Annotated in this window: 14 protein-coding genes and 2 tRNA genes; 4 read left to right on the forward strand and 12 right to left on the reverse strand. The window is 30.5% G+C overall.

What is annotated here, in order from left to right; genetic code table 11:
* Window positions 1-105 precede the first annotated feature (105 nt).
* Complete coding sequence (locus tag NZ841_00005) at window positions 106-681, forward strand: winged helix-turn-helix domain-containing protein (GenBank protein ID MCS7201160.1); 576 nt, start codon at window positions 106-108, stop codon at window positions 679-681.
* Here NZ841_00005 and NZ841_00010 read toward each other — a convergent pair.
* Together NZ841_00010 and NZ841_00015 are read right to left on the reverse strand one after the other, a co-directional pair.
* Entirely contained in the window at window positions 678-1,631 is a 954-nt protein-coding gene (locus NZ841_00010) for an NGG1p interacting factor NIF3 (protein MCS7201161.1), read from the reverse strand. The two genes, NZ841_00005 and NZ841_00010, sit on opposite strands and share 4 nt — an antisense overlap.
* A gap of 3 nt (window positions 1,632-1,634) precedes the next feature.
* Window positions 1,635-2,258, reverse strand: a complete 624-nt coding sequence (locus NZ841_00015; GenBank protein MCS7201162.1) for a hypothetical protein — start codon at window positions 2,256-2,258, stop codon at window positions 1,635-1,637.
* Window positions 2,259-2,339: 81 nt separating this feature from the next.
* On the opposite strand from NZ841_00015, the gene phoU reads away from it, so the two are divergent.
* Window positions 2,340-3,002, forward strand: a complete 663-nt coding sequence (gene phoU / locus NZ841_00020; protein ID MCS7201163.1) for a phosphate signaling complex protein PhoU — start codon at window positions 2,340-2,342, stop codon at window positions 3,000-3,002.
* Window positions 2,989-4,365 (forward strand): aromatic amino acid lyase, encoded by a 1,377-nt coding sequence (locus NZ841_00025; GenBank protein MCS7201164.1) that lies wholly within the window; start codon window positions 2,989-2,991, stop codon window positions 4,363-4,365. Before phoU ends, NZ841_00025 begins: the two co-directional genes overlap by 14 nt.
* Here NZ841_00025 and NZ841_00030 read toward each other — a convergent pair.
* From NZ841_00030 to NZ841_00040, 3 genes are read right to left on the reverse strand one after another with little or no spacing between them, the layout of a single operon-like run.
* A complete protein-coding gene (locus NZ841_00030) occupies window positions 4,362-5,012 on the reverse strand; it encodes a cytidylate kinase-like family protein (protein MCS7201165.1) in 651 nt (216 codons plus the stop codon). The genes NZ841_00025 and NZ841_00030 overlap by 4 nt on opposite strands.
* Window positions 5,013-5,021: 9 nt before the next feature.
* The gene (locus NZ841_00035; GenBank protein ID MCS7201166.1) at window positions 5,022-5,504 is read right to left on the reverse strand and encodes an adenosine-specific kinase; all 483 of its coding nucleotides are present in this window, start codon (window positions 5,502-5,504) and stop codon (window positions 5,022-5,024) included.
* Window positions 5,505-5,520: 16 nt separating this feature from the next.
* Window positions 5,521-8,211, reverse strand: a complete 2,691-nt coding sequence (locus NZ841_00040) for an AAA family ATPase (protein MCS7201167.1) — start codon at window positions 8,209-8,211, stop codon at window positions 5,521-5,523.
* A 105-nt stretch (window positions 8,212-8,316) separates the two neighbouring features.
* On the opposite strand from NZ841_00040, the gene NZ841_00045 reads away from it, so the two are divergent.
* Window positions 8,317-9,099 (forward strand): inositol monophosphatase, encoded by a 783-nt coding sequence (locus tag NZ841_00045; protein ID MCS7201168.1) that lies wholly within the window; start codon window positions 8,317-8,319, stop codon window positions 9,097-9,099.
* Here NZ841_00045 and NZ841_00050 read toward each other — a convergent pair.
* The 7 genes from NZ841_00050 to NZ841_00080 form a co-directional block, all read right to left on the reverse strand.
* On the reverse strand, window positions 9,051-11,165 hold the full coding sequence (locus NZ841_00050; GenBank protein MCS7201169.1) for a DUF1926 domain-containing protein: 2,115 nt from the start codon (window positions 11,163-11,165) through the stop codon (window positions 9,051-9,053). The two genes, NZ841_00045 and NZ841_00050, sit on opposite strands and share 49 nt — an antisense overlap.
* Entirely contained in the window at window positions 11,155-12,717 is a 1,563-nt protein-coding gene (locus NZ841_00055) for a DUF1957 domain-containing protein (protein ID MCS7201170.1), read from the reverse strand. The genes NZ841_00050 and NZ841_00055 overlap by 11 nt, the downstream gene beginning before the upstream one ends.
* Before the next feature lie 94 nt (window positions 12,718-12,811).
* Entirely contained in the window at window positions 12,812-13,924 is a 1,113-nt protein-coding gene (ugpC, locus tag NZ841_00060) for a sn-glycerol-3-phosphate ABC transporter ATP-binding protein UgpC (GenBank protein ID MCS7201171.1), read from the reverse strand.
* Window positions 13,925-14,058: 134 nt separating this feature from the next.
* Window positions 14,059-14,135, reverse strand: a tRNA-Arg gene (locus NZ841_00065).
* Between the two features lie 76 nt (window positions 14,136-14,211).
* Window positions 14,212-14,287: transfer RNA gene (locus tag NZ841_00070), tRNA-Phe, on the reverse strand.
* A gap of 48 nt (window positions 14,288-14,335) precedes the next feature.
* On the reverse strand, window positions 14,336-14,707 hold the full coding sequence (locus NZ841_00075; GenBank protein MCS7201172.1) for a LysM peptidoglycan-binding domain-containing protein: 372 nt from the start codon (window positions 14,705-14,707) through the stop codon (window positions 14,336-14,338).
* Window positions 14,691-17,285 (reverse strand): calcium-translocating P-type ATPase, PMCA-type, encoded by a 2,595-nt coding sequence (locus tag NZ841_00080; GenBank protein MCS7201173.1) that lies wholly within the window; start codon window positions 17,283-17,285, stop codon window positions 14,691-14,693. The genes NZ841_00075 and NZ841_00080 overlap by 17 nt, the downstream gene beginning before the upstream one ends.
* Window positions 17,286-17,287 lie beyond the last annotated feature (2 nt).

Consider the following 17,287-nt stretch of genomic DNA (forward strand, 5'->3'; position numbering starts at 1 on the left):
AAATAGAAAGGTATGCAGAAGAAGTAAGAAGAGTTTTAAATCCTGTCTGGATTGAAGAGTTTGGTGGAAAAGCACCTGTAGAAGACAAAGAGATGAGAGTTTAAGATGAGTATTACTGAGAGAAGAAGGCAATTCCTCGAAGTTCTAAAAGAATTATATAAGACTAAAAAAAGACCTATTCATTACTATGAAGTTGCAAGGGAAGTTAAAGTAAGTCCTGCTACTGCATATGACATATTACAACTTCTTCTTAAAGAGGGATATATAAAGTCAGAATACGAGAAAAATATGAAAAAAAGAGGAAGAAAAAAAATTTATTACAAACCTATAGAAGAAAAAGAAGAGAACATTATTGAATTGAATAATATCGATAAAACAAGTCCTCTTTTTTTGTGTATTTCTTTTCTCCTTTTTCTTCTAAAAAAAATACAATGGCACGAAGAATTAAAAAATTATATTCTCTTTATTCTTGGAAATCTAAAAATAAATATGGAAATAATTCTATTAGTTATTCCCTTATTAATCTTAGGGTATGTTAGTAAGAATATCTATCAAGGTGTAAATAAAGAAAAGATAAAAACAACTTTAGAAGAATATTGGAAAGCTCTTTTAAATTTAGCAGAAGAAGATAAAAAAACTTTGTATAATCTAATTATTTCAACAATTAAAAATATTAGTTAACATCTTGGAACTCGAATAAGACCAGAAGCTCCTATTACCTCGATTCCTTGATTTTCTAATTTATCAAGAAGAATATTCATACCTAGGGAATCTGAAGCAATATGGCCTGCAATTACAACATTTATATGATGTTTTTCAGCTTCCTTTCTATGTTCCTCACTCATATGCATACCCACAATAGTTCCAATTCCAGCTTGTGCCATTTTTTCAATAAGCTCTACTGCCCCTTCGGTGCCTCCTGTCATATCCACAAAAACTTTTCCCGCTCTATTTTTAATATTTCCAACAATTATCTTCGGAGGAATATTTCTTTTAATAGCCTCCTTATATTCAGGAATCTCCTCTAATAATTCTATAATATCTCCCACAGTATAAGGAGCATTTTCATCAAACAATTTTTGTAAATATGTGGCTACACAGTTATCTGCAGGAGTATGACAACACATAAAGGGAATATCTAAAATTCTCGCAGCATCTACTGTTTTGTAATGATTTGCTGGAAGTACCCTTCTTTCTACCTCTCCAATTCTTGGTAATAAAAGTCCCTCTGCAACATTTATAGGAATTCCCCATTGATTTAAAAGATCTTCTTGAAGATGCATAACTTCATAGAAATTGGCGTACGCCTTACCCTGAGGATGATGAGAAATAACTAAATCAATCCTTTTTCCTTGTCTCTCCAATTCTTTCGCTAAAAGTAGTTCTGAGGTATCAATATCTATTCCTGCTAAAACCCTTTTTACTTTTCTTTCAGGGTCTCCATATAGTATTCTTGTATCTGAATAGGGATTATAAAGTTTTTCCAGATCAAATTTTTCTCTTTCTTTACTGCTTAATTTTTCAAACTCTTTTTTAGTTCTCTCTAATGTTTTTTGAACATTATCCCATCCTCTAGGATCATTCTTCATTCCAAGTTCTACAAAAAGTTCGTAAATTTCTCTAATATTCATTTCCTATTCTCCTTTTGATACTATTATAGGTTTATCATTTCTCTCGGGCTGAAATTTTTCGACAAAGTTTCTTAAATCTTGTAAAAAGAAATCCATTCCAACATTTTTATTATTTCTCTGATATTCTTCTATTATATATTTCTCCCATGAAAGAACTTTCACTATATCCTCTACACTAAAGAGAGGAAAACCAAAATCATCTAATTTTTTCAGAAAATCTTTTAAAACATCTTCAAGCAGATTTTTTAAAATTAACCCACGGGAAGATTTTGGATACAATGAAGGAAGAAGTAAATTTTTAAGTTTTACCTCATACTCTCTTCTCAGTAAATCTATTACTTCTTTATATTCATCATCAGTAAAGTTTTGATTATCTTTAAGAAATTTATATGTGGAAAGCCTAATACTATAAAGTAAAAACCAAAGTTTTTCTTCCCTCCATAAAGGAAATATTTCTGTAATTTTTTCACTGGAATAATCTTTAGCTTGCTTTAGGTATACACAATCTTTTAAACAATTGATCTCTCTGAATCTCTTTTCTCCACAACATTCAGAGCAGATCATTCTATTCACACTTTTACAGTATCTTCTTCCTTTTCTTTTATTACAGAGAATACACTTTTCCATATGGAAGATATTATACCATATTTTCCTCCTTAATATAATTTTAAATTGAAAAAAGAGTATTGTATCCATATAATCTTACTTATGAAAAGGAATTTCTTAGATAAAGAGATTGAAACATTAAGAGAAAATGTTATAAGAATGGGAAGCATTGTGGAAAAAATGCTACACCAAACCCTAGAAGCTCTTAAAAAAAGAAACTTGGATTTAGCTGTTGATGCTATAAAAAAAGATGATCTTGTAGACAATTATTACTGGAATATTGAAGGTAGCTGTATAAACCTTCTCGCTCTTTATCAACCTATTGCAAAAAATTTAAGAATAATAGCATCTACAATGAAAATTATCAAAGATTTAGAAAGAATTGGAGATTATTCCGTAGATATTGCAAAATTTTCTTCAAATCTTCTTAAAAATTTTTTTGAATTACCATGGAAAGAAATATTCTTCCTAGGAGAACTTACAGAAAATATGATAAGAGAGGTCATAAAAGCATATTTTAAACCTGATTTGGGTTCCTTAGAAAATTTATCTTTAAAATATAAGGAGATAAACTCTAAATATCAAGAAATTTTATATAACATGATTCATGAAATTCAGAAAAATCCTAAGAATACTCAAGAAATAATTCAATTAATTATGATTTCAAGATATTTGGAAAGAATAGCGGATCATATAACTAACATGATTGAAATTATTTATTATATGGAAACAGGTGAGAAAAAAGAACTTCATGGAGAAATTTGAATTTATTCCCTTTGGACTTTCTATTGAAGATGTATATATATTAAGCACTAAACCTTATAATATTCAGCTTTCCCAAGAATTAGAGAAAAAAATTAAAGAGAGCAGAAAACTTTGGAAAGAAACCTTAAGAGAAAAACCCAGAAACCATGACAATTATGATAGTGTTAAATTCAAAAACTCTCTTACTCCTGAAGAAATAAGAGCAATTATGATATTACAAGCCTATTCTTTAGCTTTAGGTTATTCTGGAGTTCGCATAGAAGTTGTAGAAAAAATATTAGAGTTTCTAAGAAAAAATATTATTCCTTTGATTCCAGAGAACTTATCTTTGAAGAGGAATTTAAATCCTTTAATTTTTATTGTTTATGCTCTCAAAGGAAAGGGAGAAGTCTTATATAAAAATAAGAGAATGAAGACAGAAAAAGCATTAAAGGAATCTAATACGAAATACATAGATTTAGAAGAAAATGAAATTCTAGCGCTTACAAGTGGAACTCAATATATAGCTGGTATTTTAAGTATATATTTCATAAAAATAAAGAAACTAGGAAAACTATCAGAAATAGCTTTTGCTCTTTTTCTTGAAAATTTAAGAATAGAGGAAAAACTACTTAATTCCTTTATTTATGCATTAAAACCTCATCTTGGATTAATAAAATTTTATGAAAACCTTAGAAAACTTTTAAAGGAAAGTGAATTTATTTTCTCTTCTGATAATCCTAAATCTCAGAACCTTTATATTCTAAACAATCTTTCTCAGGTTTTTTTTATATTTCATCAAACTATAGATTTTATGAAAAATATATTAGAAACAGAAATTAATTCTATTTCTAATAGTCCTATAATTATTCCTAAGGAAAAGTTTATTCTTTATGAAAATCTTTATGTGGAAACTCTTAGTCATATTATTGATTATCTATCTATAGTTATTGCAAACCTAAGTTACTTGTTAGAAAAAATAATAGATATAATTAAATCTAAATTTGAGCTTGATTTTCCATCTCTTTATGCTATTTATCAAAATTTATCTAAAGAAAACAAAAAGTTATCTAAACCCTCTAATAAAAGAATATTCTGTTTAAATAAATATGATTTTATAAAACTTGAAATTAAGAATATTATTAAGCTAAAAAAAATAGTCAAAAATTGGGAAAAATTAATTACTATAAACTTCGTCTATGCAACTCATGGAATAGATTATTACAAACCTTTAAAATGCGGTAAGGGGACAGAAATAGCATATCAATTTATAAAATCCTTAATTTCTCCAATTAAAGACAATTTACATAAAATTAAGATATTAGAAGAAAATCTAGATAAACTTTTAAGAAAAGTAGAAGAAGAAATAGGAGAACTGTTTTAAATTATAGCTCTTAAAGCATTTTTTATTACTTCTACTCCTTGTTCCCAAGATAATAAGCCAGTATTTAAGATTAAGTGATACAATTCTGGATTATTCCAATCTACGTTATAAAATCTTTTTAGATATTCCTCCGCAGATTTATCCTTTTCTATGATCAATCTCAAAGATTCTTCTCTTGTAAGATTTCTTTCTTTCATAACATTCTTAACCCTATATTCTAAAGGAGCAATAATTCTTATATGTAATGTTTTTGGATTATCTTTTAAAAGAACTTGTGCTCCTCTACCTAATATAACTACATCTCCCCAATCTTTTAATTTTTTTATAACAGCTTGAACAAATCTTAAACCACTTTCTTCATCAAAAGTTTTAGTTATAATACTTGTAATTCCTGTAACATTATCTTTTTCTTTTACTGTAATCTCCCCTACAAACTCCCTTCTCCTAAATAATTGTTCAAAGAATCCCTTAACTTTGTAGTTATCCTCATTAAAATCAATAACCTCAGCCTCTGAAAGTCCAGAGGATATTGCAATTTCTGTCATTAGAAACTTGTCAAAATATCTATAATTTAAATCCCTTGCTAATTTCTCTGCAATCTTCTCACCATTACTTCCATATTGACGAGATATGGTAATAATAGCCATTTTTTTCCCTTATAACTTATAACCTATTTTTCGTAAGAACTCTTTTCTGTAAACAATGTCCTTTTCTTCTTCGACTCCTTTAGGTTTAACACCATCAATTACACCTATTATTCCTCTTCCATCTCCATCTTCTACTATTACTACTTTCAACGGATTTGCAGTTGCGGCAAAGATATTAACAACCTCTGAAACATGTTTTATCGCATTTAAAACATTAATTGGATAGAGATTTCTCAAGAAGATTAAAAAGGAGTGACCTGCTCCTATCCTTTGTAAATTCTTTACTGCTAACTCTTCTAACTCCAGGTCTGTACCTACATGTCTAATCAGAGCTGGACCTGAAGATTCACAAAAAGCTAATCCAAATTTTGCACCAGGTACAGAACTAACAATTGTTTCATAAATATCTTCTACAGTCTTAATAAAATGGGCTTGTCCCAAAATAAGATTAACTTCATTAGGTTTCTCTATCTCCACTATTTGAAATTCCATTAGATTTCCTCCTTTCTTAAGACTTAGCTTTTATTTCCTCCTCTTCTTTAATCTTCTCAAACTTTATTCTCTTTTCATTCTCATCGTATGTCACAAAAATTTTATCACCTTCAGAAATCTCTCCCTTTAGCATCGCTTCAGCAATTTTTGTTTCTAATTCATTTCTTATTTTTCTCTTAAGTTCTCTTGCACCAAATTCTGGTTGATATCCGATTTTTGCAAGATAGGAAATAAGAGATTCATCAAAGTTTAATTCTATTCCTTGTCCCTTAGCCACTTTTCTTACCCTCTCTAGTTGTAATTTTACAATTTCTTTAATTTGTTCTTGAGTTAAAGCATGGAATATTATTATTTCATCAATTCTATTTAAAAATTCAGGTCTAAAATATTTTCTTAATAGATTCATAAGCTTTTCTTTTAACTGTTCATAAGTTAACTTCTCCTTTTCAGGAGCAGTAAGGTTATATTGAATTATATCAGATCCTATATTACTTGTTGCTATGATTATCGTATTTGTAAAATCCACAGTTCTTCCCTTTCCATCAGTTAACCTTCCTTCATCAAAAACTTGAAGTAAAATATTATGAACATCAGGATGAGCTTTTTCAATTTCGTCTAATAAAATAACACTATATGGCCTTCTTCTTACCTTTTCTGTTAACTGTCCCCCCTCCTCATACCCCACATATCCTGGAGGAGCACCAATTAATCTTGAAACAGTATGTCTTTCCATATACTCACTCATATCAATTCTAATTATAGCATCCTCATCTCCAAAGATTGCCCAAGCAAGAGCTTTTGCTAATTCAGTTTTTCCAACTCCTGTGGGACCTAAAAATAAGAAAGTAGCAATAGGACGGTTTCCTTCTCTCAAACCTGCTCTTGATAGTCTTATAGCATTAGCAACTGCCTTTACTGCTTCTTCTTGTGCAACAACTCTTTCATGAAGTTTTTCTTCTAATTTCAACAATCTCTCTCTTTCGTCAGTAGATAATTCAGAAACTGGAATACCTGTTAGAGTAGAAATTATTTCTGCTATATGTTTTGCTTTAACTTCTGCAGATTCTGATGCTACCATTTTTTTCCAATTTTCCTCTGCATTTCTTAACTCCTCTTCTAACTTTTTAATCTGTTCCTCTAATTCCTTTGCCTTGTCAAACTGTTTTCTTGATGTAGCATACTCTTGTTCTCTCTTCAACTGTTTTAACTTTGATTCTATTTCATGAATTTCTGAAGGACGAGAAGTCAAGCTGATACGAACTTTAGCACATGCTTGATCAATAAGATCAATAGCTTTATCTGGAAGATATCTATTAGTAATATACCTGTCAGAGAGAACTGCAGCAGCAATTAAAGCCTCATCAGTAATTCTAACTTTATGATGAGCTTCAAATCTATCTCTTAACCCCCTCAATATATTAATAGTTTGTTCCACAGTGGGTTCTGAAATAAAAACAGGCTGAAATCTTCTTTCTAAAGCAGCATCTTTTTCTATATATTTTTGGTACTCATTTAAGGTTGTCGCTCCTATAAGATGAAGTTCTCCCCTTGCTAAAGCAGGTTTGAAAACATTAGCAAGATCCATTGAGCTTTCCCCTGCTGATCCTGCTCCTACAATAGTATGTATCTCGTCAATAAATATTATTAACCTATCTTGATTTGCAATAATCTCATCCAATATCTGTTTAACTCTTTCTTCGAACTCTCCTCTATATTTTGTTCCTGATATTAAAGAATTTATGTTTAATTCAACTAATCTTTTATTTCTTAAAACCTCAGGAACTTCTCCCTTAACAATTCTCTGAGCTAAACCTTCCACTATCGCTGTTTTTCCTACCCCAGGTTCTCCTATAAGAACTGGATTATTCTTTTTTCTTCTTGCTAGAATTTCTATTATTGTCTCAATTTCCTTTGCTCTTCCGATTACAGGATCTAATTTCCCTTGTCTTGCAAGTTCTGTTAAATCCCTAGAATATTTATCTAAATTTGGAGTCATCATAGAAGATCTTGCTTTTATTTCTTCTTTTCCTTCGCCCACTATATTTATTACTGCTCTTCTTATATCTTGAGGAGTTAGACCAAATTTTCTTAAAATATCATAGGCAAATCCATCTGGTTCTTCAGAAAGACCAATTAATAAATGTTCTGGACCAATATAGTTATGTCCCAAATCTCGAGAAGCCCAAAAAGATCTTTCTAGAGCGCTTTTTAAACGAGGAGAAACTTCCATCTCAATATTTTCTCCTTGAGGAGCTTTAAAAGTTCCTTTTGGAGCATTATATTCTATATACCCTTTTAAATCTTGAGGTGTTATATTAAAATGTCTTAAAACCTCTTGAACAATCTCATTTTCTGTTAACGCATATAAAAGATGTTCCGTATCTACCTCTGATTTTCCAAACTCAATAGCTTTTCTTCCTGCTTTTTGGAGATACTCTTTGGCACTGTCACTAAGATATAAGGAAAGATCTATAGCTTCCCTATCAAATCTTTCACTTTCAAAGGGACCAAATTCTTCTCCAAAAAAGTCCTTGAAAAAATCACCCCAAAAAAGAGATTCTAAAGGAGAAAAACTTCTCTCTTTCTGTCTATATTTAGCATAACAAACCTCACATAGATCAAGAGTTTGTTTTTTTCCACTTTTTATTATGGATACTCTGATTGTTGCAACTCTTTGTCCACATCTGTCACATGTTTTCTTAGACATTTTGCTTCACCTCCTAGTGTTATTAGAAATAATTATACCATAAAAGTATTTAACTATTTGTTCTCAGATGATATAATTTTTACTCAAAAACTGAGGTTAAAACATATGGAAGAAATTTTAAGTATTGCAAAAAATATTGTAATAGAAGCTGGTAAAATTCTTTTACAATATTTTTATGAAGAAAAGGATATAAAATTAAAAAGTATTTCTAATCTTGTCACTAAAGCAGATAGACTATCCGAAGAAAAAATTATTGAGTTAATTAATAAAAATTTTCCTGATCATTCAATATTATCCGAAGAAAAAGGATATATAAAAAGAAATACCATATATCATTGGATAATAGATCCTTTAGATGGAACTACAAATTATGCCCATAACAATCCTTACTTCTCAGTAAGTATTGCTTTAAAAAAAGAAAATGATATTATTTTAGGAATAATATATGACCCTGTCCGAAAAGAACTTTTTTCTGCTATGAAGGGAAAAGGTGCCTTTTTAAACGAGGAGAAGATAAGGGTTTCTAAAGTAAAATATATTAGAGATTCTCTTTTAGCTTTTGGCTTACCTTATGAATTAACTATGGATGAAAAAAACTTTATTTCCTTTATAAATCTCTCAAGAAAAAGTCATGGTGTAAGAAGAATTGGATCTGCAGCATTAGAGTTAGCATATGTATCTTGTGGAAGATTAGATGGATATTGGTGTAAGAAACTAAATCCTTGGGATTTTTCTGCAGGAATAATTATTATTGAAGAAGCAGGAGGAAAAGTAACAGATTTTGATAATAAAACTATCCCTTTTAAGGAATCAAGTATTGTTGCATCTAACAGCTTAATTCATGATGAACTATTAGAAACATTAAAATTAGGATTAACATCTATATGAAAAACTATTTCCGTATCCCAATCTTCATTAGGTTCAAGTTTTATATTATAAAAATGGAGAAGAGCACTTCCTTGATATACTCTTTCAAAACCTTCTTCTGACAAAGATACAGTTTCAATAGGATATCTATACCACTTAGCTTTATCTTTAAGCCTACAAGTTAAATAAATAAAAGGAGACTTTATTCCCCAATTATATGTTTCTTCTATACCCATAGACCTTAAACTAGACTTCCAAGAGGTTTCAGGAATATAAAAATAGTATTCATCATGTTCTGGTGCTAGGAAATTAAAAAGAACTTCCCATCCAAAAACAAAAGAGATTTTTTCTGAGGAAATATTTTTTATTTTATATATTAAACCAAGTTCATTCTTATCTTCATAGATCATAAAGATTTTTTCTAATTTAACATAATTGTTCTCACCTGAAAAAATCAACAAGAATTTCTTTTTTGTTTTTTTATAAGTCCAATTAAAAGAAAAATCTAAAGAATAAAACCAAGGTTTATCTTCACACTTCCATAATTCTTCAACTGAAGGAAAGTTTTTAAAGAAGTATTCCTTAAAGGAAACTCTTCTATGTCTATCATAAAAAAGAATATTTTCTAAACCCTTCTCTTTAACAGCCCATCTTTCATGAATGGTCCTTCCTTTTCCTTCGTTTTCTTTTATTAAATGAAGTTTTTCATGATAAGCTTCCTCTCTTCTTGTTAAAATATCAGTAAGATTAAAAGAAAGAGGCTTAAAATCCCACTCTAAGAGTCCCGCACCAAGATGAGGAGCAAAATATAGATTAAAATTCTTTGATTCAACAATTATCTCCTCTTTACCATCACAGTCAAAATCAAAATATTTTAGAATAATACTATTTTTATTTTTCATTTTCTCTAAATAATTTTCAGCTTTAATTATATGAGAATAAATTGTTGATCTTAAATGAGGAAGATAAAGTCCTCCAAAAATACCATGCCAGTAGGCGTCATTTGCCTGAGCCTTCCATATTTCTTCTAAAGCAAAATTCTTATACTTACTTTTTTCTGATATACTTTCAATTTTTTTTCTTACATACAACATCCTTTTATGAATATGATTTGCTTCAGGATATTTTACTAAGAAATTTCTCCAAAATCCCCCTCTAATAAAGGGAGAATATTTTTCCCATTTTTCCATATTTTTGATATCATTAATTAAATTTTCTAAGTCTTTTTGAGCAGAAGTATAAAGAGACCATTCCATCATTTCTCTATATGAAGCAGTAGGTAAGTATATTCTTTCAGAAAGAGAATTTTTCTCATTATAGTCCCTAAAATTCATTAGCTTTATCCAATGAGAGTTTTCTTTTAAAATCTCCCAAAATCTTTCTAACCATCGTTCCTCATAAACCGTTTTATAAGTATCAGGCCAAAGCCCAAATTTCTCTCCATCATCAAATAAAACTACAATATTTATTTCCCCTTTTAAGCAACTTTTTAAATACTCAATAGTCTCTAAAGGTTCATGAAAAGGTATAAGATATCTAAGTTTCATATTGATAGGAAATACTTTAATCATGTATCCTTGTTCTTCTATGATAAAATAGTTAAAAAGTCTTTCAGGATTTAGGCCAGTAGAAAGAAAGTGAGTATCATCAAGTACAGTATATTCAATTTCTGATTCAGCTAAAAACTTGACAAGATGAGGTTCCCAAACTCTTTCTGCGAGCCACATTCCTTTAGGTTTTTGTCCGAATTTATTCCAGATATATTTATTTAATTTCTTAATTTGTAAAATTTTATCCTCATCAGGAATTATTGGCAATATAGGTTCATAAAATCCTCCAGAAAAAATTTCCATTTGTCCTCTTTCTGAAAGTATTTTTAAATTCTTAAAATATTCAGGGTGTTTATTTTCAAGCCATTGAAGAAGAAATCCTGAAAAATGAATACTAAAGGGAAAATCTGGATTTTTCAAAAAAAAGTCAATAAGAGGCTTATAAGCCAAATTATAAGCCTTTTCAATTACAAAATCAAAATTTCCTATAGGTTGATGATTATGAAAACCTAAAGTAAAAAAGATCTTATCTTTCATAATTTCTCCTTCTAAATATATTATAATTTATATTTGGAAACAAAGAATCTGTATCTTCCAACTTTTTTAATAGATTAAAATCTTCTACTTTTGGCTCTTTTATTTTTAAAAAGCTATAGAGTTTTGAGAAATTTTCATAATGTTGATAAAATCTTTTATATCCATACTCTCGAGCCTGATATGTACTGATCAAAAAAGGCCAATCACTACTCTCTAAAAGTAATTTTTCTCTTGCCATTTGTTTAAGAACCTTTTCTTTCCATAAAGAGTCTGTTTTTTCTTCAGAAGCTTCTTCCATAATTTCCTCAACAGAATGTATTTTCTGCCAAAGTTCTTCAGTATCTTTGTTTAACCAGACTTCATGTTTTCCTCCTTTTCCCCATGAAGATTCAGGAAGATATATTTTTTTGTTTGGCTCAAAATAGGTAAGATATAATTTAGGAATTGTACTTTTTACAATCTTACTTTCGTTGATTAATTCATAAACCCTTTCTAAGAAAATTAATCCCTCAAACCACCAATGACCAAAAAGTTCTGTATCATACATTGCAGTAATTATTCCCTTTTCTCTCTTTCCCTCTTCTTCTAAAAGGCTAACAAAATGACTTGCATGTTCTAAAGCTTTATTTTTAGCAACCTCAGGATCATATATCTCTTTGAGTCCTAAATCTGTGTTTTTAGAAACAATTCTCCAATATTGAAGTCCTGAAGTCTCTGCCTTTTTATGAAACTCTCTATATAACCCATCTCCTGGATAACCCCACTCAGCAGACCATACTTGCATACTAGTTCTCTCATGTCTTCCAAACACTATTACTTCAGTTTCATCTACATAATAAGGCTCTAAAATCGATCTCATTTTTCCTGAGCTTTTTACCTCAGGATATCCAAGGGATTCACCACCTAATATAGAATGCGTATCTACAAAAAAATATTTAAATTTTAATTCAGATAAAACTTTCTCAAGCCCAGGTTTATAAGCACACTCAGGAAGCCATATTCCTACTGGTTGGCTTCCAAAATGTTTTATATAATTTTCCTTGCCTATATATAATTGAGCATAAATAGAAGAATTCTTTTTTAATAAAGGAAGATATGCATGAGTTGCAGAACTTGTTAAAATTTCTAAATTTCCATCTCTTTGTAATTCTCCCCAAAATTTTAATAGATTTCTTGAAAAGGAATTTCTAAAATGATCCAACATTTTTTTATAAAGGTTCTTATAGAACAATGCTAACTGAGCTTCCTTTTTGTTTTCCTTACTAAATTCATAAAAATCCCTTTCTGCTAAAAATATTCTCTCTTCAATATATTTTTCTGCCTCATAAAGCATATATGCATCAGAAAGCTGTTCTGCAAGAACTGGGGTAACACTAAGAGTTATATGCCAATCTACACCCTTTTCTTTAAGATTGTAAAAGAGTACTGTAAGAGGAATATAAGTCTCTAACATTGCTTCAAAAAACCATTCCTCTCCAAAAGGCCATCTTCCAGCTTTTTTAACAAAAGGGATATGGGAATGTAAAACTAAGTTAAAAAATATATTATTCATAAAAATCACCCCTAAAATTTATAAAAAACAAAATAAGGGGGAATAGAGAATCCCCCCTTATTTTCAGATAAGTTTAATAAGGAGATTACTATTCTCAAATGATTGCTACCTGAGTTACAGGATCAAACAAGTGCATCTTTCTTAAATCAAACATAACTTTAATTCTCTCTCCCATCCTTGCTCTTGTTTCTGAGCCTACTCTTGCCACAGCACTTACTGGACCTTCGATAAGATAGAGATAAACTTCTGTTCCCATAGGTTCCAAAACCTCAATTTTCATCTCTGCTACATCTTCAGGTATAATCTCTTCTGTTTTAATAAGAGATACATCATAAATATGTTCTGGTCTTACTCCAAGAATAACTTTCTTTCCAAGATAATCCTTTGCATGCTCCGCAACAAAGCTTTGCATATCTTGAGGAATTCCCAATTTTATACTTCCTAGATCTAAAACTCTTGCATTTTCATCAAGACGTGCATCTATAAAATTCATAGGAGGACTACCTATAAATCCAGCCACAAAAATATTATTAGGTTTTTCATAGATAGTAAGAGGCTCATCTACTTGTTGTACAACTCCATCTCTCATCACTACAATACGATCTCCCATGGTCATTGCTTCAGTTTGATCATGAGTAACATATATTGTTGTAACTCCAAGACTTCTTTGTAATTTTTTAAGTTCTGCTCTCATTTGAACTCTTAACTTTGCATCAAGGTTTGACAAAGGCTCATCCATCAAGAATACTTTTGGTTCTCGAACAATAGCACGTCCTAAAGCTACTCTTTGTCTCTGTCCACCAGATAACTCTTTGGGTTTTCTTTTTAATAAATTCTCAATACCCAGCATTTCTGCTGCTGCTTTTACTCTTCTGTCAATTTCTTCTTTTGGAAATTTTCTAAGCTTTAATCCAAAAGCCATATTATCATAAACAGTCATATGAGGATATAGAGCATAGTTTTGAAATACCATTGCAATATCTCTATCCTTTGGAGGCACATCATTAACCAGTCTTCCACCTATATAAATTCTTCCTTCTGTAACCTCCTCTAATCCCGCAATCATTCTCAAAGTCGTCGTTTTACCACATCCTGAGGGACCTACAAGAACTATAAATTCTCTGTCTTGAATATCTAAAGAAACATTGTTAACAGCTATAACATCTCCAAATTTTTTAGTTACATTTTCCAGTTTTACGTCTGCCATCTCCTAAACCTCCTTTTTAATTAAAGAAATTAAATTAGTGTGAGAATTAGCGTGAGAAGATAGAAAATTTCTAAAAATATCACCTCCAAGTAGAACTTTATTGAAGCATGAGGTAAAAGGAGAGTATTCACACTTGGTGCGCCCGAAGGGACTCGAACCCCCGACACGCGGTTTAGGAAACCGCTGCTCTGTCCTACTGAGCTACGGGCGCTTATTAGGAAAGAGAGTATAATATTTTTATATAAATTATTTTTTGTTTTCAAACTTAATTTTTTCTTTATATTTTATGGTGCGGACGGGTGGAATCGAACCACCGACGCAGGGATTTTCAGTCCCTCGCTCTACCGACTGAGCTACGTCCGCAACTTTATAGAAAAATTATAACAAATAGACTTTGACTTATCAAGTATTTTAGTCCTTTTTTATTGGAATTATTAATTTCTGCCCTACATATAACTTATTAGGATCTTTAAGATTATTAATTTTTGCTAATTCTTTCCAATCTATAGAATATCTTTGAGCAATCCCTATAGTTGTATCTCCTACTTTAACTTCATATATTATTTGAGTATACGTTTCCTTTGATTTTTCATCTTTCAAAATATTCTTAGAAGAGTCATTAATTCTTTCTACTTTTTCTTTTGCTGGTCTTATTTCCACGCTTTTTGTCTCCTCTTTCGATTCTTGAGGAATTTTCTCTATCAAAAATAATTGATTCGCAAGAAAAACAATTAAAACAAAACTTATTATATAAACTACAAATTCTTTAAGAAATCTTCTCATATATTTTCTCTATAATAAGCTTAAATATAGGAAGCAAGGAAACTAAAATTACTATTAAAATTTTTTCAGGGCTTAAGTACTCTAGATTAAAGAAATTTCTTCCAAAGGGAGTATAGAGTATTAAGAACTGCAAAGAGAAGGATAGAAGAATGGCTAAAATTAAATAAATATTAGAAAAAGCATCTATAAATTCCTTTCTTCTTCTAAGAGATAAGCTTAAAGCCTGAAAGAGTTGTGCAAATACAAGTCCAGAAAAAGCCAAAGTCCTTGCTAAAGTTATATTATTGAAAGATAGTCCCCAATAGAATAAAGATAATGAAGCTAAACCCATAATAACACCATCTAATAACAATTTTCTCCATATATCTTTCGTCAATATTCCCTCATTTATAGATCGAGGCTTTCTCTCCATAATATCTTTTTCAGCAGGTTCTATACCTAAAGCTAAAGCTGGAAAACCATCGGTTACCAAATTTATCCATAAGAGTTCAATAGGAGTTAAGGGCAATGGAAATCTTAATAATATACTTAACCCTACCACAACAATTTCACTTAAATTACAAGAAAAAAGATAATAAGTCACCTTTCTTATATTATCAAAAATTCTTCTTCCTTCTTCAACTGCTTTTACGATGGTGGCAAAGCTATCATCAAGTAAGACTAAATCCGATGCCTCTCTTGCTACTTCTGTACCTCTTTGTCCCATGCTTACTCCAATATCTGCCATTTTCAAAGCAGGAGCATCATTTACCCCATCACCAGTCATAGCAACCACTTCACCCTTTTCTTTTAATCTTTTAACAATCTCCATCTTATGTTCAGGAAGTACCCTTGAAAAAAGTGAAACTTTTTCCCAATTTATATTATCAAAAGCTTTTTCGTCCTTTAGATCTTCTCCTTGATATGAGAGTCCATTTTCTATATCCATTCCAAGATCTTTTGCAATCTTCTTGGCAGTCCATATATAATCTCCTGTGACAATTATTGGTCTAATTCCTGCCTTTGAACATAGATCTACAGCCTCTTTAACTCCATCCCTTAATGGATCTAAAAAGGCTACGAATCCTAAAAAAGTAAGATTCTCTTCTATATTATCTTGAGTTAAATATTTAAGACTTCTTTTTGCTACTCCTAATACTCTAAGACCTTCTTTAGCTAGTTCTATCTGTTTTTCTGTCAATTTCTTTTCAATCTCTTCATTCAACTCCAAAATTTGGTTATCTGATTTCACATATTTACTCTTCTTAATAATCCCTTCGGGAGCACCCTTAACAAACAAAAGATAACCATCACTATTTTTATAGACAACGCTCACTCTTTTCCTCTGAGAATCAAAAGGGATCTCTTTAACCTTTTCTCTATTTTCCAATACTTTATCTAATATACCTAAGTTTTCTCCTGTTCTAAAAAGAGCAATCTCTAAAGGATCTCCTAAATAAGTATTTTCCTTTTTTCTAACATCGCTACATAAAATTGCACTTTCCAATATTTCATAAATTTCTGAAGTAACCTTAGAGAAATTCTCTCTCTCATAAACCTTTTCTAAAAGTCCTATCTTAACCAATTCCATTCTATTCTCTGTTAATGTTCCTGTTTTATCAGTACAGATTATAGTGGTTGCCCCAAGAGCTTCCACAGCGGAAAGTCTTCTCACTACTGCCTTTCTTCTAGCCATTTCTTGAACACCTAAAGCAAGAAGAATAGTAATAACTGTGGGAAGCCCCTCAGGAATTGCTGCTACCGCAAGACTAACAGAAGTCATAAACATTTCAAAGAATTCTCTTTTTTGTATAATTCCAATCCCTAAAAGTATTGAAACTAATATGAGTATTAGAACAGAAATTTGTCTTCCTAATTTTTCTAACTCCTTCTGCAAGGGTGTAGGTTCTTCTTTCATCTCAGAAAGCATCTTTGCAATTTTTCCTAAAGCAGTATTTTCTCCAATTCCAACAACAATTCCTTTACCCTTTCCAGACATGATATATGTCCCTTTAAATCCCATATTATATTGCTCTCCAAGATCTAAATTTCCTTCACCAACAAAATCAGCATCTTTTCTTACTGCTTCTGATTCTCCAGTTAATATAGACTCGTCAACTTGTAGATAATGAGTCTCAAAAAACCTAACATCTGCAGGTATTTTCTCTCCTTCTTCTAAAATAATAATATCTCCTGGTACTAAATCATCAGATAGGATTTCTTTTAACCTTCCATCTCTTATAACTTTTACCACTGGATTTGTTAATGCTTTTAGAGAAGCTAAGGTTTTTTCTGCCTTAAATTCCTGAGATGCTCCTAAAACAGCGTTTATTAGGACAATAACGAATATAGCAATGGCATCTTTAATTTCTCCTAAGATTAAGGATATAAAAGTAGCAGATATAAGAATTATAGTAAGAAATTCCTTAAATTGATTAATAAATAATTTTAAAAAAGTGGTAGGAGGTTTTTCAGGTAAAACATTTCTTCCAAAAATTTTTTGTCTTTCTTTAGCCTCTTTTTCTGACAATCCCTTTTCAAGATCTGTCCCTAATTCTCTAGTTATCTCATCTATTCTCAAATTACTCCATTCTCTCATTG

Origin of the sequence: Dictyoglomus sp., assembly GCA_025060475.1 — a bacterium.
In the GTDB taxonomy this organism is placed as follows: Bacteria; Dictyoglomota; Dictyoglomia; order Dictyoglomales; family Dictyoglomaceae; genus NZ13-RE01.